A 16,189-nucleotide genomic window follows, 5' to 3' on the forward strand; every position below is an offset into this window, starting at 1 on the left:
GAGGCGGCCAGGCCCATCAGCCGATCCGCGCGCGCAGCAGCCGGTAATAATCGCGCAGTTGCGGGATGTCGCGCTCCAGCCGGTCGAAAACCGTATCGTCGGAACGCAGTGCCCCGGCATATCTGGCTTCGAGCATCAGCCTGTGTTCGCCAAGAACCTGTTCCGGCAGCGAGCCGGCAATGGTGAAGATCGGCGACAATGCCGTGCGGCCCTTGACGGTGATGCTGTCGAGCTCGACGAAGGTAAAATCGGCGGCGCATTGCGCGGCCGTCTCGCTGCCGATCAGCAGCGGCACGCCGTAATTCTTTGATTCGCCTTCAAGGCGCGAGGCAAGATTGACGCTGTCGCCAAGCACCGAATAGTCGAACCGGCGCGCCGAGCCCATATTGCCGACGACGCAGTCGCCGGTATTGATGCCGATGCCGATCTTCAGCACCCAGGCCGTTCGGTGCTCACGCCCGGCTTCTTCGCGCAGTTCCATATTCAGCCGGTCGATCGCCTCCAGCATCCGCAGCGCCGCCGCCACCGCATGGCTGGCATGGTGGGGATCGTCGAGCGGTGCGTTCCAGAACGCCATCAGGCAGTCGCCGATATATTTGTCGATCGTCCCGCCGCTTTCCAGCACGATCTCGGACAGCGGCGTCAAAAGCCGGTTGATCAGTGTCGTCAGTTGCTCGGGGTCGTCCTTCAGGGCTTCCGAGATGGTGGTGAAGCCGCGCACGTCGCAAAAGAGGATGGTGAGCGTGCGCCTTTCGCCGCCCAGCTTGAGCTGGGAGGGATCATTGGCCAGCCGCTCCACCAGCGCCGGCGAGAGATAGCGCGAAAAGGCCCGGGTAATGTCACGCCGGCTGCGCCGCTCGGCGGCATAATCCAGGCCTGCCTGGCCGACAACGACCGCGAGATAGGCGAGAACGGGCCCAACCGGCGAAATGAAGACATGGCCAAGCCGCAGCGCCGCATAACTGGCAAGCACAAAACCGCCTAGCACCGGCAGGCTGAGGGCCGCGGTCTGCCATCCGGTCGAGCGGAACACCATGGCCGATGCCAGAAGACCCGCCAGCACGATCGCCGCGATCACCGCCGCCGGTCCGGCGCGATCAATGAACAGGCCATTGCCGAGATTGTCGAAGATCGTCGCCTGTATTTCCGCCCCCGCCACCAGTTGGCCGGTATGCACGGTGAAGGAGGTGGCAAAGACATCGGCGCCGCCGGCCTGAAGCGTCGGCGTATTCTGCAGGCTCAGCCCGACGATGACGACACGGTCGCGGAAGAAGCCATCGGGCAGGAAGGCATCCGGTTCGAGCGCCTGGTAGTAGGAAACGGTCGGGTAGGTCCGTGCCGGCCCGAACATCTGGAGGAGCGCCATGCCGGTTGCCGGCTCTGCCTGCCGTCCGGCGACCTGCGCCAATTGCGCTGCAAATCCGTCGGGATAGGCCGGCACCTGCCGCAGCACGCCGTCGCCGCTCAAGGGTACCGAGGCGATACCGGTCTGCGCGCCGGTTGCGGTGAATCCCGCCAAGGGCTCGGTGCGTACGAACTGGTCGGCCTGCGGCGTCTGAATCAGCGTCTCGTCGCCCGCCAGCACCACATCCGGACCGAGCACCGCCGCCAACGCCGCGTCGTTTTCCGGCATGGTGGAAGGTTCGGCGAAGATCACGTCGAAGGCGATCGCCTTGGCACCGGCCTTGCGCAACGCCTCCGTCAGCCGTGCATGCAGCGCCCGCGGCCAGGGCCACTGGCTGCCGATCTCGGCCATGGACGGCTCGTCGATGGCAACGATCACCGGCCCATCGGCTGGCAGCGGCGGCGGCGAAAGGGTGGAGAGATAATCGAAGCTGCGCAGTTCGGTGAGCGACCAGGGGGCGGTAAGCGAGGCGAGAGAAAGCACAGCCACCGTCAGCAGGGCGAGCACGCCCAGCCCGGTTCGACGGCGCCGGATTCGTTTTGCCGTCAGATCGATACTGGGTTTGCGGCGGGTTCTGATGGCGGCCATCAGAATCGTACTTTGACCGAGCCCTTGACGGTGGGCCCCCAGCCCGAAACAAAGGGAGCGACTTCGAACTCCTCGTCGAGCAGGTTGAAGGCTGAAAGCTCGACCTCGACGCGCTTGTCGAGCGGCTCCCATGTCAGGGCGGCGTCAAGGGTCCAGAAATCGTCCAGCCGGGTGCCGTTCGCATCGCCGACGCGCTCGCCAATATAGTTGGCCGCAACCGTTGCCCTTATATTGGCGGTGTTCACCCAGGTCAGCGCAATCTGGCCGGTCTTGTCGGGAATGAAAGGAATAGGGCCGCCGATCGCTCCGGCAACCGGATCCCGGTTTTCCGTATCGATGTGAGCAGCGGTGGCGGAAAGTCCGAAGCCGTTTCCAAGTGCCAAGTTGGCGGTAAGAGCGAGCCGATCAATGCGGCCCTCCGATAAGGCGAGGCTGTCGATCCTGAAGGGGATGGAAAGGCTTAAGTTCTTTACCGCCTGATGCTGGAAATCGACGGCGGTGAAAAACCGATCGGTCCATTCGGCATCCCAACGCAACGCGAGCGTGTCGGTATAGCCGTCCGTGGCGAGACTGGTCTGATTGGACTGCAGACCGACGATGCCGATTGGTGACAATGTCGGCGTGTCGGCGCTTTCCCCTTCGCGCAATAACCCGGCGCGCAACCAGTGGCCGTCAGCCGGCTCAAAGGCGAGGCCCAGTCTCGGCTCAAGAAGAATGTCGTGATCATTGGCCGCCCCGATATAGCGGCCGAACAGACCGGCTTCCGCCTTCAGATGGGGCGTGAATTCATAAAGTGCATCGACATAGCCGCGAACGAGCCCGTGGCGTTCGGATTCACGGCCTGAAGCAAAAATATCAGGCTCGGCGGGCCTATAGATCGTCAAGGATGGCGTGTTGCTTTCCTGTACAAGGCCTCCCTCCAGCCCATAACGCCAGGTAATTTCGCCCTCGGTATAAAGATGGTTGATCGCTGCGATATAGCTTTTTTGAGACAGGTCTATATCGAGTGCCAAGCCATTCGGTCCGGCACCGGTATTGAGAATGCTGGTTATAGTGGTTGATGTATCTCGACCGCTATAGAGAAGCGCCAGGTTCAATATGCTCCTCTCGCTGAAACTGTGGCTCCAGCCCAGGCCGGCATTTGTCTGGGAATAATCCATGTTCAGCGAATCACTGCCGCCTAGCGGAAAAGCACGGGAATCCAGATAGTTATCCAGAAAATCCGTTGACTTGGCATGATTGACATAGGCGACGAGGCGGTCGTCCGGAGAGGGTGTCGCCGTCACATAGCCATTGCCGCCCAGAACATCGATGTCCCGATAAATGTCCGGGGTCGTAGGGACGGTGTCCTCACGGGCCTGCCATTCGAAATTTCCGTAGACGCTGACGGGGAATGGCGATTGCATCAATCCTCGGATTTCTGCTTCGCCTGTCCAGCCTGTATGTTCTTCATCGGCGATGATCCCGCCGCCTGCCGCTACTTCGAAGAACGGCATCTGAATGAGATTGGCCGTTCGCTCGCGGCCTGCCAGCATATGCGGGGAGATCATCAAGCCTTGGAAAAAGGCTGAAAAAGCGTCGCCATTGGCGCTGTTCACGATGGTGGTGCCGTCATAGCTGTAGATATTGCCAAAAGGATTGATACTCCCGCGCACCGCCTGGTCGATATAGCTTGATCCGGCGAAAGGATCGAACACCGCGTCGCCGTAATATTGACCCCAGGCATCCAGTCCTTGCAGGCGGAAGGCGTCGTTGAGGGTCGAGCCGGCGGACTGGTTGGCGCCGAGCGGGGCGGAATCGCCGCCGCGCGCGCGTGTCCTGCGCATGATTTCCTGGGCATTGCGGATTGCCGCATCCGCGTCATACTCGTCGATGGCGATCGCCGTGCGCACCACCGGAACGACCGGATCATGGGGGTCGAGCCGTTCGGCATTGTCGAGCGCCTGGGCGGCCGGCACGCGGTCGCCTTTTTCGTAATGGGCGGCAGCAAGCAGCAATTGCGCCTGGGAATAGCCGGGATTGGCGGTGGAGCCGGCCAGCAGGTCCTCCAGTGCCTTGTCCACTTCGCCGGACTGCATGTAGTAGCGGCCGCGTGCCACCAGCCCGATATCGAAAGCAGGATCGACCCTCAGCGCCTCGTCGATCTCGTGCTTGGCCTCGGCCATCCGCATTTCATCGAGATAGAGGATTGCCAGATTGGCATGGCCGACGGGATCCAGCGGATCGAGTTCGATCGCCTTTTTAAACGCTTCTTCCGCCTTCCGGTTGGCATCGCGATCGGACTGGACAAGACCGATCGTGTTCCAGACGGAACTGGCGCCGGGAGCGGTCTTCAGGGCGCGGTTCAGATCGTCGAGCGCGCCTTTCCGGTCGTTGGTTATGCCCATCTTGTAGAGGGCTCTTGCCTCCAGCGCGGTCGGATCCTCCGGATCGAGCGCCAGGGCCCGGCTGATCCCGTCGAGAACCTCCTTTTCGTCGGCCAGCAGGATGCCGATCTGGGCGCGCGCGGCCGGCAGCGTCGGATCGTTCGGGTTAAGCCTCTCGGCCGCCTTGATTGCCTCAAGCGCCGCCGGAATATCCTCGCGGAACCCGGCGGTCCAGGCCTTCGCCATGGCCGCATAGCCGCTATTGACCGTTGTGGGGGGCTGTTCGACATGGTTTGGATCGGCAAGCGAGCGAGCGAAATAGCCGCCATAGGCGGCGATCGCCCGACGCCTGGCGTCGAGGCGCGGTGCGGCTTTTTCGAAAAGGGCGGCGGCGTCGCGATAGCGATTTTCGGAGCCGGCCAGTAGCGCCTCGACGAGATCGGCGCGCGCCGCCTGGCCGCCGCGAAGGCCGCGGGCTCTTGCTTCTTCGAGAGCGGCCCTCGCCTTGGCGCTGCCGTCGAGTGTCAGATAGATTTCCGACAGACCAAGCCAGTCCTCCGCCGAGCGGGCATTCGCCTCCTGTGTCTCGATCCGTTCCCGCTCCAGGCGCATCTGCGGCACGATCAGCGGCGTCGCCGGCATCCATTGGAATGCATTGCGCAGTGACAGGTTGAACAGCATCTGTTCCCTGTCCTTCGGCTTGGCGATGATGATCTTCGACGGCGCCTGGCCGATCGCGGCGACAGCGCCTTCCCCTTCGGATACCTGGACACTGCCATAGGCATTGCTGAGCTCGACCAGGCCTTCGAGCACGATCAGCGAAGTCTTGCCGTCGGCGCCCACAGTCATCGTCCAGTCGGTGCCGCGAATGGCGGCGGCTGCCGCCGGCGTGTCGATGGTCAGCCCCGCGCCACCGCGCTCGGCCCGCGCCCAGAGTGTGCCGGATTGCAATTCGAGCCCGGTATCGGCACCGGCGCCCATCTTCTTGACCAGAAGCGATGTGTTGCGGCCGAGCCGGACCTGGGTGCGATCGGAAAACAGCACCGCCAGTTGGCCTGTGGCATTGGTGCGCAGCACGTCGCCGCTCAACAGATCCTGGTTGAGATCGACATAGCGCCAGTCCGAAATATCGACGAAGCGAACCTCCTCGCCGGACTTGCGGGCGATCACCGATCCGGCCGCGGGCAGCGGGCGTGCCACGGGCTCGGCCCCCGCCGGCATGGCGAGACAGAGCGCTCCCAAGGCGCAGGCAAGCCGCGTCGATGCGTATTTCATGCAATTCCCCAATAATGCACTGGTGATCACTGTATTTGACCGCCGGGAAAGTCAAGCGCAACAGACCTGCCCCTGTTGCTTTGCGCTTAAGGTGTATTAAGAGAGAAACACAATGGGATAGCGAGAGAGAGTTACCGTGGATACAGGCGCGAGGCAGGATACGCAGTTCAAGCCGCAGGAACCGGATAGCAAACTCGGCGGGCGCGACTATTTCGATCACGTCAAGAAGGTGAACGATATCTTCTACGACCAGATCAAGATTTCAGACCAGAAAGCCGCTTATATATTCACCTTCATGCTGGCCTTCCTGATCAGTTCCGGCGAGGGACGGGGCGTATTTACGCCGGAAAAATATTCAGGCGGCCATCCGGTGATCGCGTTTTTCTCGCTGCTTCTTGCGCTTTCCTCGATATTTTCGGTCATCTGCGCCATCCTGGTCATTCTCCCGAGGCGGAGCGCCAAAACCACGACATTGTTCTGGGGTGGCTGGCCCATGCACCGCGACGCCTTTCGCGAGGCGGCACGCGAAGCGGATGGCGGCTATCTGTTCCAGCAATATCTCGACAATGCCGATACGCTCTCGGTCATCGCGCGCGGCAAATACAGGTTCGTCGCCCTCGCCTTTCGCGGGCTGGTGGTAACGGTCCTGTCCTATGTGGGTTTGCTGATGGCCGCGTGAAGGCCGCCCTATGCGCCCCGGTGCCGCACACAGAGTTCGTGGTTACAAGCCGTTACGATTCAGCCAGTTGCGCAGGGCGGTTATGCCCTCCGGCACATGCAGCCGGCCGAAGCCGACCCGCAGGCAGTTTTCGGGCACGTCGGTCAAATCCGAGCGATAGACGCTCGACGGCAGGAAGAAGACGCCCGCTTCCTCCACCAGCCGCCGCGTGAAGGTCTCGACCCCGTCGGCGCCCTTGTAGCGGATGAAGGCGACGCAGCCGCCGTCCGGCTCGCGCCAGTCGAACAGATGCGGGAATTCGGCAAAGAACAGGTTCAACTGGGCGATATTGCTGCGCACGATCGCGCGCGTGCGCTCCAGGATGGCCTGCCTGTTCTTCAGGGCCATCCGCGCCAGAACTTCCGAAGGCGCGGAATTGCAGATCGACAAGAAATGCTTGTAGCGCTCGCAACGCGTCAGGAAATCGCCGTCGCGGCAGGCCAGCCAGCCGATCCTTAATCCCGGCAGGCCATAGGCCTTCGACATGACGTTCAGCGAAATACCGCGCTCATAGACGTCGACGGCCTGCGGCAGGCGCAGCGCCTCGTCCCTTTCGATCAGGCGATAGACCTCGTCGCTGAACAGCCAGAGACCGTGCTTGCGGCAGAGATCGATCAGAGCGTCGAAGCTGTCCCGGGGGAGGATCTTTCCGGTGGGATTGTTGGGAAAATTGACCGAGATCAGCTTCGTATTGGGCCGGAGCGCGGCCTCGATCCGGTTGATATCGAGATCCCAGTCCCTGTCGATATCGAGCGCCACGCCGGTGACGGCGCAGATACTGAGCGGGAGGGTTTCGGCCGCCTGGTAATTGGGGGTGACGACGATGGCATGGTCGTCGGCTGTCAGGAGCACCTTCATAGCCACATAGATCGCCTCCTCCGCGCCTGCAAAGCAGAGGATATTTTCCGGGCCGACATGATCATAGGTCCGGGCGATCTCCTCTCGCAGCGCCGGCGCGCCGAAGGTCTCGGTATAGCCGAGGCTCAGATTTTCGAAATCGGCCCGGTCGTCTTCTGTCGCCATGGCCAGAAGGTCCGGCAGGCGCAGGCTTTCCGCGTCCGAGCCGGTCATGTTGTATTTGGCGACGAATTCCCATTTGGACATGTAGGTTTCCAGCGCAAAGTCGCGCATCGGCAGCGTCATGACAGGTCCTTTCCGGATGCTGAATCCTGCGTCCGGCGGATTGCGCCCAGCCGGTTGTAGATCGTCGCGCGCGACAGTTTCAAAATCTCGGCGACATAGGGAACGGCCTTGCGGATGGCAAAGACGCCGCGCGCCTCCAGCATGCCGATCAGGGCATCGGTCTCCGCGCCCGTAAGGCCGGCAAGCGTGGTCCGATGCTCGGCCAGGAAGTCACCGATCGCCGCGTTGACGGCCTCGCGCCAATCCTGCGCCATCAGTGTCGAGGACTGGGGCAGGGGTGCCGCGATATCGATCATGGATTTCAACTGGTCGAACAGGCCGGCAAAGGCCTCGACATCGTGATTGATGCAGAGGAGCCCGATCGGCTCGCCGTCACGATCGCGCAGGACGGAGGTGATCGCCTTCAGCCTGCGGCCATCCCAATTGGTCTTGCCATAGGGACCGATCACCGGCTGATCGAGGGACGAAGCGAAGCCGGCTTCGTTGAGCGAATCGTCGCCGGCCCGCCGCTTCGAAAATGCGTTGGCGATATGGAAGATCAGCCCGCTTTCGAGATCATGCAGAACGGCTTCCGCATGCGGTGAAAACAGGGCGGCGATCGCGTCGCAGACGGGAATGAAGGGAGCCAGGGGATGAGCCATGGCGCCTTATCGGCGATATAAGACGTTTTGTCAATATGGATTGATTGTCTAAGTCAGCGCTGCAAAGCATCTCCGGAAAGCCGGCCGAATTCTGGATCGCGCCGGGAGATCGCCTTGTGCAGGTGGACCATCATTCCGGCCGCAAAAAGCGGGGTCAGTAGATTGAGCAGGGGCACGGCAAGAAAGGCGGCCAGCACCAGGCCGGCGAGGAAAACCGTGCCCGCATGTTTTGCTCTGAGAAGCCGTGCCTGTGCCGGCGAGCGATGGCGCATGGCGGCGAACTCGAAAAATTCGCGGCCCAGCAGATAGCCGTTGACGAGGAAAAACGCGATCAGGTTCACGCCTGGGATGAGAAGCAGCAGCAGCGCGATGATATTGCCCACCACAATAACGCCGAGAAATTTCAGGGTTCCGACGATCGCTTCGCCAAGCGGCAGGGGTTGTCCCGCCGGGTCTTGAGGATAGTCGCGCTTTTCCACGACCTCCGCCACATCGTCGAGAAAAAGACCGGCGATCAGGGCGGTCACGGGCGCCAGCAGCAGGGCAAGTCCAAGCGCAAGCCCGAAACTGGCGAGAATGCCAACGATGAACGAAATCCAGCCGCCCCAGGCCGGCGTGCCCGGTATCAGCGTATCGACGAATGGAAGGGCGAGATAAAGAAAGGTTTCACGCAGGCCGAACCAGAGTGCGACCAGCGCCAGGAGCGTCAGGCCCAGCACTTTCCAGAACACCGAACGGGTTTCCGGGGCGAAAAGATTGGCAAAGGAAAGCCGCGCCGCCTCGATGATCATCAACAACTCCCTGGGTTGGCACGGCGACAAGCCGCCAAGGCCATGTAGGCGGCGTGGCGACCGCCGACAAGTGCGCCGCGCCTGACGGTGAAGCGGCTGGCGGCCAAATCCGGCAAGATTCATGTGCGCAGGCGGGCCCGGGTGCTGGTAAGCGGCGCCCATGCCGATATGGTGGCGCGTGAATGCAGTGGCAAAGGGACATTGAGCGAAATGAAGGAAGACAATTCGATTGCGGGCCTCTCCGTATTGCTGCAATCGGGCGCGCTCGACCCTGTGGTGCTTGCGACCGCCACGCTGGAAAAAATAGCCGGCTATAAGGACCAGTCGATCTTCACGAGCCTCCTCGAGGAGAGAGCCCTCACGGAGGCAAAGGCGTCCGCCCGGCGTATCCGTTCCGGCCGGTCGCTCGGTTTGCTTGATGGAATTCCGGTGGCGTGGAAGGATTTGTTGGATACGGCAGGAGCCGTTACCACCTCAGGTTCGATCGTCCTGTCGGACAGCCCGCCGGCCACTGCCGATGCCGCCGTGGTCAAGGCGCTTGCCGGAGCCGGGATGGTTTCCGTCGGGCGCACCAATATGAGCGAGTTCGCCTTTTCCGGCCTGGGCATCAACCCGCATTACGGAACGCCGCACAATCCGGCCTCGGGCGATGTACCGCGCATTCCGGGTGGGTCGTCTTCCGGATCGGCCGTCGCTGTTGCCGCCGGGCTCGTTCCCGTCGCCATCGGCACCGATACCGGCGGTTCCATCCGGATTCCGGCCGCCCTGAACGGCATTGTCGGCTACAAGGCGACGCGCGGCCGCTATGCCATGGACGGCGTCTTTCCCCTGGCGCAAAGCCTGGATTCGCTCGGGCCGCTCTGCCGCACGGTGCAGGATGCCGTCTGGATCGATGCCGCCATGCGTGGCCGCACCGCGCCCGATATCGGCCGGACGGACCTGCGCGACATGAAGATCGTCATTGCCGAGACGGTGGTCTTCGACGATGCGGAGCCGGGCGTCGTCGCAGCCTTCGAGGCGGCCGTGGATCGTTTGGCAGGTGCCGGCGCGCGCGTCGAGCGGCGGGCTTTTCCGGCTTTCGCCGAGGTCTTCGACCTCATCACCCGACATGGCGCCCTCGTCACCGCCGAAGCCTATGCCTTGCACAAGGAGCGCCTTGCGGGAGACGAAGCGCGCCGCATGGATCAGCGGGTGGTCGTGCGCACCCGCCTGGGCGAGAAGATCGGCATGACCGATTATGTGGCGCTTCTGGACGCGCGCCGGCGGTTGATCACGCAGTTTGCAGCGTGCCTTGCGCCCGGCGAACTGATCGCCCATCCGACCCTGCCGCATGTGGCGCCGCCGATTGCGCCGCTGGTGGCCGATGACGACCTATTCTTCAGGACCAATGGCAAGACGCTCCGCAACACGCTGATCGGCAATTTCCTTGATGGCTGCGGCATTTCCATTCCTTGTGGCACGGGCGAGGCGGATATGCCGGTCGGCCTGCTCCTCTCCGGCCAGCGCAATGAAGACGAGCGCCTGCTCTCGGCTGCGCTGGCGGCCGAGGCCGTCATCCGGGGCGAGGCATGATCGTCTGCTTCGATATCGGCGGCTCGGCCATCAAGGGCGCTGTCGCCCATCCCAGCGCCCATGCCGAGGATCGTGTCGAACCGATGGGGCGATGGCCAACGCCGCTTGATGATTTCGATGCCTTTACCCGGACGCTCGCCAATGTCATCGCCAAGGCCGGATCGAGGCCGGACCGCATCGCCATCTCGATCACCGGCGTCGTCGATCCAGACAGCCAGGTGATCAAATGCGCCAATATCCCTTGCATCGATGGCCGCCGGCTTTCCGCCGAGCTTGCGGAGCGTCTCGGCCTGCCGGTGCTCGTCGCCAATGACGCCGATTGCTTTGCCCTGGCCGAAGCGGGTGCCGGCGCCGGACGCGGCCACCGGATCGTGCTTGGGGCCATTCTCGGCACCGGTGTCGGCGGCGGTCTCGTCGTGGATGGGCGGCTGATCAATGCTGAGGGCGGCTTTGCCGGCGAATGGGGCCATGGCCCGGCGGTGGCGGCGCAGGCAGGCACGCCGCCAGTCGCGATCCCGGTTTTCGATTGCGGCTGCGGCCAGCGCGGCTGCGTCGATACGGTGGGCGGCGCTCGCGGCATGGAGCGTCTGCATCAGGTGCTCCATGGCAAGACGCTTGCCAGCGAAGAGATCACGCAATCCTGGCAAGAGGGCGATGCCGCGGCGGCCCGTACCATCGAGGTGCTGGTCGATCTGGTCGCATCGCCTCTTGCGCTGACAATCAACATCACCGGCGCGACCATCGTCCCGGTCGGCGGCGGTCTGTCGAAGGTGGCGCCGCTGATTGCCCGGATCGATGAGACCGTGCGCTCGCGAACCCTGAGGCAATTCGACAGGCCACTGGTCGTGCCCGGCGAGTGCCGCATCGAACCGGGCCTGATCGGTGCGGCCCTTCTCGGCCTTGGAGAAAGCGGATGACGGATATTCTCCTCGAAGTCTGCGTCGAGGACGCTTCAGGATTGATCGCGGCCGTCGAAGGCGGTGCCGACCGGATCGAACTCTGCAGCGCCCTGTCCGTCGGCGGCCTGACGCCTTCGGCCGGGTTGATGGCGCTCGGCGCCCGGCTGCCCGTTCCCACCTATGCAATGATCCGGCCTCGAGCCGGCGATTTCTGCTTCAGTCCGGCCGATATCGACATCATGCGCCGGGATATCGACGCAGCCCGCTCAGCCGGGCTTGCCGGTGTCGTGCTGGGCGCCAGCCTTGCCGACGGAAGCCTCGATGTCGCGACGCTGCGGCGTCTGGCGGATCACGCCGCCGGGCTCGGCCTGACGCTGCACCGGGCTTTCGACCTGGTTTCCGATTTCGCGGAAGCCGTGGAGATCGCCGTGGCGCTTGGTTTCGAGCGCATCCTGACATCGGGTGGCGCAAGGAGCGCGCCTGAGGCTGTCGATGCGCTGGAAGAGATCATCGCTGCGGCCGGTGGGCGGATTTCGATCATGCCAGGCTCGGGCGTGACGGCAAGAGCCGTGGATGCGCTTCTGCCGCGGCTCAGGATAACGGAACTGCATTCCTCCTGCTCGGCCGATGTCCCGGCTCAGGATTCCCGGCTCGTTTCGCTGGGCTTCGTGACGCCATCTGCGCGAAGGACGGATGCAGCCTTGGTCAAGGCGCTGAAAGCGCGGCTTTCCGACGTCCGATGATGAATCAGGCCTGAAAAACGCGTTTGCCGCCAATCCAGGTCGATGCCATCTCCAGTTCTTCGGTCAGCAGCACGAAATCGGCATCGAGACCCTGCAAAAGCCGGCCCTTGCGTGCTGCAATGCCGACTGCATCGGCGGGATAGGCCGAGGCCATGCGCAAGGCTTCTTCGAGGGGCAGGCCGAGCGTCTGATGCGCAGAGCGCACCGAGGACAGCATGTCGATATCGGCGCCCGCCAGCGTACCGTCGGCCAGCGTCAGTCGACCGTCCTTGCGGTAGATCTCGCGGCCATTGAGCCGGAAGCTGGTCTGGTCGGAGCCGATCGGCGACATGGCGTCGGTAACGATGAAGATGCGCCCCGGCCCGCGTTTTGCCCGGAGCGCCACGCCCATCGATATCGGGTCGACATGAAAACCATCGACGATCAGCCCGGCATGAAGGCTGCCGATGTCGAGGGCCGCCCCCACCACGCCGGGCTCGCGATGGCCAAGCGGGCTCATGGCATTGAACAGATGCGTCACCGTGCGGGCGCCGGCTTTGGCATAGGCCGAGACCGTTCCGTAGCCCGCATCGGTATGGCCGATGCTGACGATGAAACTGGCCTCGGCAAGGGTGCGGACCTGATCCACCGTCGTGTTTTCCGGCGCCACGGTGATCATCATCGCATCGAAGATCCCGGCGCAGGCGAGCAGGGCTTCCAGATCCGCCTGATCCATCGGCCGGATCAGCGCCGGGTCATGGGCGCCCTTGCGGGCAACCGACAGATGCGGACCTTCCAGATGCAGCCCGAGGAAACCCGGAACCGCCTCCATTTTCGCCTGCCTGCCCGCCGCGATCGTTTCCGCGCGGATGTCGAACGTGTCGGTGATCAGCGTCGGCAAGAGGGCGGTCGTGCCGAATTTTGCGTGCGCCGCGCAAATGGCGCGGATGCCCTCCACATCGCGGCGATCATTGAGCATGACGCCGCCGCCGCCGTTCACCTGCAGGTCGATGAAGCCCGGCACCAGAAGGAGACCACCCGCATCTACCGTCTCCATGCCGGGCGGCAGATCGGACGGCGCCATGATGGCGGCAATGGTGCCGCCGTTCACCAGCAGCGCTTGCCCCTCGTGCCAATGCTCGCCGTCGAAAATGCGGGCGCCGGTAATTGCTGTCTGCGTGCTCATCGTGTCTCCGTGACCTTCTTGAGGGCGACGGGCGCGTCCGGGTTGAGGCCACGCGAGCGCGACCAGGCTTCGACGAAGCCGTAAAACGGCAGCACCAGCGCCAGCGCATCGGTGATCGGATGTCCGGTTTCGACGAAGGGCAGCATTTTCGCCGATTTGGCCCTGGAAGACGTGACGAAGGCCGATGCGCCCTTGGCACTGAGACCGTCGAGAATGTCGGTAACGGAGCCTTCCGCGGCATCGCGTGCCGCAAGGCCGATGACCGGGAAGCGCTTTTCCACCAGCGCCACCGGCCCGTGCAGCACTTCGGCGGCCGAATAGGCCTCGGCATGCATGCCGGAGGTCTCCTTGAATTTCAGCGCCGCTTCGCTGGCGATCGCCAGCGCCGGCCCGCGCCCGAGTACGAACAGCGATTCCGCGTCGCCGAGCTGGTCGGCAAGCATCTGCCAGTCGAGTTTCACGGCTTTCGCAAATTGCGCCGGCAGATCGGCGACCGCCCGCTGCAGGGCTTCGTCGCCCGTCCATTCGCCCAGCACGGCCAGGCCGGCGACGATGGAATTGACATAGGACTTGGTCGCGGCGACGGCGATTTCCGGGCCGGCGAGAATGTCGAGCGGATGGGTGCTTGCCTGCGAGATCGGCGAGGGCAGCGTGTTGGTGAGCGCGATCGTCACCGCTCCGGCCCGGGTTGCGGCCTCTGCCATCGCAACGATATCCGGGCTCTTGCCGGATTGTGAGATCGCGATCGACGCGGCACCCTGGAGCTGCATCCTCGCCCCGTAGATCGAGGCGAGCGAGGGGCCGAGCGAGGCAACCGGCCGGCCGGTCATCAGCTCGATCGCATATTTCAGGAATAGCGCGGCGTGATCGGACGAGCCGCGGGCGATGGTCACGAAGAAGGCGGGGTCCTTCGCCCGCAGTGCCGCTCCGGCTTCCTTCACGGCGGTTCTCGACTGGTCGAGAAGGCGGGCCGCGGCTTCGGGAATCTCGTCGATTTCACGGCGCATATTCGTCTGCATGGTCATATCTCTCTTCGTGGTATCGCTTTCAGGAATCCGACAGCGTCAGTTCCGCGACAAAATCATAGGCGTCGCCCCGGTAGAGCGAGCGGGTGAATTCCACCACGCGGCCGGAGGAAAGGTAGGAAATGCGTTCGATGGAAAGGCTGGCGGAGCCCGCCGGCACGCCGAGCATCGCCGCATCGGGGTCCTTCAGGCTGCAGGCCGAAATCCGCTGCACGGCGCGCACGGGCCGTGATTTCGTCTTGTCGAGTGCTGCATAGAGCGAGGAACCGATGCCGACCGGGTCGGGCAGGAATTCCGCCGAAATACTGGCTCTCTCGATGGCAAGCGGCATGGAATCGGCAATGCGCAGCCGGCCGAGACGGGCAACCAGAGCATCGGCCGGCAGGCCGAGCGCCATCATCTCATCCGGCGAGGGATGGAAAAGCCCGCGCTCGATCCACTGCGCGGTCGTGGTCAGCCCGCGGCGCGTCATGTCCTCGGTAAAGGAGGTCAGCCGCGAAAGCGATTGCTGCACGCGGTTCACCGGCTTGACCACGAATGTGCCCGAGCCGTGCCGGCGCACCAGGAGGCCGTCCTTCACCAAGTCGTCCACGGCCTTGCGGACCGTCACGCGGCTGATACTGGCATAGTCGGCAAGGTCGCGTTCAGGCGGCAGGGCATCGCCATGGTTCAGCTTGCCGGAAAGGATCGCCTCCTCCAGCGACTGGCGAAGCTTTAGATAGAGCGGCCCGGATCCTCCGGCCTGCAAGCCATCGAGCGGCAAGAGGGTTTCCAGGTGCTGGGTCATGCGCCCACCTCCGCCGATACGCCGAAGCGCTTGGCTGCAAGCGCCACCGATCCCGTCAGCGCATCCGCTTCCGCCTCGACGAACAGGGCTTGATGCCGCTCGGCAAGCCAGGGGCGATAAAGCGGCGCCAGTCCGCCGAGCAGGCAGAGCCGGCGGCTGCCACGCGACACGATGACGTCGAGCGCTTCGTCGATCGTCTGTGCCGACATTCGCAGGAGTGCGATCGCCACCGGATCATCCCGGCCGGCGAATTCGAAGACTTTCGGTGCATAGCGGCCGAACTCACCGGGCCGCGCAAGGCGGGCGAATTCCACCACCGCACGCGGGTCGGAGTTGAATTCCGCCATGACCAGATCGGTCAGTGGCGAGGACAAATGGATATGATCGAATGCGAGCACGCTTTCCTGCAGCAGCGCATGGCCAAGGCGCGCACCGCTGCCGAGATCGCCGATGTGGAAGCCCCAGCCGCCGATATAGCGGATATCCGCGCCCAGCCGGGAGATGTAGATCGAGCCGGTGCCGAGGATCGCCACAGCGCCGTCGCGGTCGCCGAGCGCGCCCTGGAGGGCGATCAACCCGTCGGATTCGATATCGGCCTTCGCAAAAGGCAGGCGCTCTTTCACATAATGCACGGCATCGCCGACATTGCTGCCGGCAAGGCCGAGCAGCGCGCTGGCAGAACCGATCTCGGAGGCGGCAATGCCGGCTTCCTCGAAAGCAGCCCTGGCCGCGCCGATGATATGGATCAGCGCATTGTCGGGATCGGTGAGGATATTGGCGGCGCCGCTTTTCCCGCGGCCAAGTACCCGTCCACCGGCATCCGCCACGGCCGCCCGGCAGCTCGTGCCGCCGCCATCGATTCCCAGAATATAATGTGGCATTGATACCTCCAACGAAAATGATACCAAAAAAATACCATTAACCAAGGGGGATTTACGTGCCGGCTGGAAATATCGGTTAAGAGGCTGACAAATTTCGACTATTTCATTCCGGCGGAAAAAACATCGCGGTGCCGTTAATTTTTCCTAGACAATTGGTATTTTTTTGGCATTAATTTACTGAGAGGAGATC

General features: G+C 63.4%; 13 protein-coding genes. 4 read left to right on the plus strand and 9 right to left on the minus strand.

The genetic code is table 11. The features are described 5' to 3' along the window. Positions 1 to 16 precede the first annotated feature (16 nt). Together ASD31_RS20710 and ASD31_RS20715 are read right to left on the minus strand one after the other, a co-directional pair. Positions 17 to 1,993, minus strand: a complete 1,977-nt coding sequence (locus tag ASD31_RS20710) for a CHASE2 domain-containing protein (protein ID WP_056338556.1) — start codon at positions 1,991 to 1,993, stop codon at positions 17 to 19. After that, positions 1,993 to 5,634 carry a FecR domain-containing protein gene (locus ASD31_RS20715; RefSeq protein ID WP_056338559.1) on the minus strand — a complete coding sequence of 1,214 codons (3,642 nt, stop codon included), beginning with the start codon at positions 5,632 to 5,634 and terminating at the stop codon, positions 1,993 to 1,995. Before ASD31_RS20715 ends, ASD31_RS20710 begins: the two co-directional genes overlap by 1 nt. Positions 5,635 to 5,770: 136 nt before the next feature. Between ASD31_RS20715 and ASD31_RS20720 the strand changes: the two genes are divergently transcribed. Next, positions 5,771 to 6,313, plus strand: coding sequence for a Pycsar system effector family protein (locus ASD31_RS20720; RefSeq protein ID WP_413813826.1), 543 nt, complete (start codon positions 5,771 to 5,773; stop codon positions 6,311 to 6,313). Between the two features lie 42 nt (positions 6,314 to 6,355). On the opposite strand, the gene ASD31_RS20725 is transcribed toward ASD31_RS20720, so the two are convergent. Genes ASD31_RS20725 through ASD31_RS20735 form a run of 3 tightly spaced genes read right to left on the minus strand, consistent with a single transcriptional unit; the run spans position 6,356 to position 8,927 of the window. Next, positions 6,356 to 7,495, minus strand: coding sequence for an aminotransferase class I/II-fold pyridoxal phosphate-dependent enzyme (locus tag ASD31_RS20725; RefSeq protein ID WP_056338562.1), 1,140 nt, complete (start codon positions 7,493 to 7,495; stop codon positions 6,356 to 6,358). Then, complete coding sequence (locus ASD31_RS20730) at positions 7,492 to 8,136, minus strand: transcriptional regulator (RefSeq protein ID WP_056338565.1); 645 nt, start codon at positions 8,134 to 8,136, stop codon at positions 7,492 to 7,494. Before ASD31_RS20730 ends, ASD31_RS20725 begins: the two co-directional genes overlap by 4 nt. A 53-nt stretch (positions 8,137 to 8,189) precedes the next feature. After that, the gene (locus tag ASD31_RS20735) at positions 8,190 to 8,927 is read right to left on the minus strand and encodes a sulfate transporter family protein (protein WP_056338569.1); all 738 of its coding nucleotides are present in this window, start codon (positions 8,925 to 8,927) and stop codon (positions 8,190 to 8,192) included. A 210-nt stretch (positions 8,928 to 9,137) separates the two neighbouring features. On the opposite strand from ASD31_RS20735, the gene ASD31_RS20740 reads away from it, so the two are divergent. Genes ASD31_RS20740 through ASD31_RS20750 form a run of 3 tightly spaced genes read left to right on the plus strand, consistent with a single transcriptional unit; the run spans position 9,138 to position 12,141 of the window. Then, a complete protein-coding gene (locus tag ASD31_RS20740; protein WP_056339113.1) occupies positions 9,138 to 10,499 on the plus strand; it encodes an amidase in 1,362 nt (453 codons plus the stop codon). Next, a complete protein-coding gene (locus ASD31_RS20745; protein WP_056338572.1) occupies positions 10,496 to 11,416 on the plus strand; it encodes an ROK family protein in 921 nt (306 codons plus the stop codon). The genes ASD31_RS20740 and ASD31_RS20745 overlap by 4 nt, the downstream gene beginning before the upstream one ends. Further along, positions 11,413 to 12,141, plus strand: a complete 729-nt coding sequence (locus ASD31_RS20750; protein ID WP_056338575.1) for a copper homeostasis protein CutC — start codon at positions 11,413 to 11,415, stop codon at positions 12,139 to 12,141. The genes ASD31_RS20745 and ASD31_RS20750 overlap by 4 nt, the downstream gene beginning before the upstream one ends. Positions 12,142 to 12,145: 4 nt before the next feature. Here ASD31_RS20750 and nagA read toward each other — a convergent pair whose 3' ends face one another. From nagA to ASD31_RS20770, 4 genes are read right to left on the minus strand one after another with little or no spacing between them, the layout of a single operon-like run. Beyond that, positions 12,146 to 13,306, minus strand: coding sequence for an N-acetylglucosamine-6-phosphate deacetylase (gene nagA, locus ASD31_RS20755; RefSeq protein ID WP_056338578.1), 1,161 nt, complete (start codon positions 13,304 to 13,306; stop codon positions 12,146 to 12,148). Continuing rightward, positions 13,303 to 14,325, minus strand: a complete 1,023-nt coding sequence (locus ASD31_RS20760; RefSeq protein WP_056339115.1) for an SIS domain-containing protein — start codon at positions 14,323 to 14,325, stop codon at positions 13,303 to 13,305. The genes nagA and ASD31_RS20760 overlap by 4 nt, the downstream gene beginning before the upstream one ends. Before the next feature lie 28 nt (positions 14,326 to 14,353). After that, positions 14,354 to 15,118, minus strand: a complete 765-nt coding sequence (locus tag ASD31_RS20765; protein WP_056338581.1) for a GntR family transcriptional regulator — start codon at positions 15,116 to 15,118, stop codon at positions 14,354 to 14,356. Then, positions 15,115 to 15,999 (minus strand): N-acetylglucosamine kinase, encoded by an 885-nt coding sequence (locus ASD31_RS20770; RefSeq protein WP_056338584.1) that lies wholly within the window; start codon positions 15,997 to 15,999, stop codon positions 15,115 to 15,117. The genes ASD31_RS20765 and ASD31_RS20770 overlap by 4 nt, the downstream gene beginning before the upstream one ends. Positions 16,000 to 16,189 lie beyond the last annotated feature (190 nt).

It is taken from the genome of Rhizobium sp. Root482 (assembly GCF_001426565.1).
In the GTDB taxonomy this organism is placed as follows: Bacteria; Pseudomonadota; Alphaproteobacteria; order Rhizobiales; family Rhizobiaceae; genus Pararhizobium.

What these genes read in the sequence shown, in the direction of transcription:
- ASD31_RS20710 (WP_056338556.1), bottom strand. Translation starts at nt 1,993, where the DNA reads ATGGCCGCCATCAGAACCCGCCGCAAACCCAGTATCGATCTGACGGCA.
- ASD31_RS20715 (WP_056338559.1), bottom strand. Translation starts at nt 5,634, where the DNA reads ATGAAATACGCATCGACGCGGCTTGCCTGCGCCTTGGGAGCGCTCTGT.
- ASD31_RS20725 (WP_056338562.1), bottom strand. Translation starts at nt 7,495, where the DNA reads ATGACGCTGCCGATGCGCGACTTTGCGCTGGAAACCTACATGTCCAAA.
- ASD31_RS20730 (WP_056338565.1), bottom strand. Translation starts at nt 8,136, where the DNA reads ATGGCTCATCCCCTGGCTCCCTTCATTCCCGTCTGCGACGCGATCGCC.
- ASD31_RS20735 (WP_056338569.1), bottom strand. Translation starts at nt 8,927, where the DNA reads ATGATCATCGAGGCGGCGCGGCTTTCCTTTGCCAATCTTTTCGCCCCG.
- ASD31_RS20740 (WP_056339113.1), top strand. Translation starts at nt 9,138, where the DNA reads ATGAAGGAAGACAATTCGATTGCGGGCCTCTCCGTATTGCTGCAATCG.
- ASD31_RS20745 (WP_056338572.1), top strand. Translation starts at nt 10,496, where the DNA reads ATGATCGTCTGCTTCGATATCGGCGGCTCGGCCATCAAGGGCGCTGTC.
- ASD31_RS20750 (WP_056338575.1), top strand. Translation starts at nt 11,413, where the DNA reads ATGACGGATATTCTCCTCGAAGTCTGCGTCGAGGACGCTTCAGGATTG.
- nagA (WP_056338578.1), bottom strand. Translation starts at nt 13,306, where the DNA reads ATGAGCACGCAGACAGCAATTACCGGCGCCCGCATTTTCGACGGCGAG.
- ASD31_RS20760 (WP_056339115.1), bottom strand. Translation starts at nt 14,325, where the DNA reads ATGCAGACGAATATGCGCCGTGAAATCGACGAGATTCCCGAAGCCGCG.
- ASD31_RS20765 (WP_056338581.1), bottom strand. Translation starts at nt 15,118, where the DNA reads ATGACCCAGCACCTGGAAACCCTCTTGCCGCTCGATGGCTTGCAGGCC.
- ASD31_RS20770 (WP_056338584.1), bottom strand. Translation starts at nt 15,999, where the DNA reads ATGCCACATTATATTCTGGGAATCGATGGCGGCGGCACGAGCTGCCGG.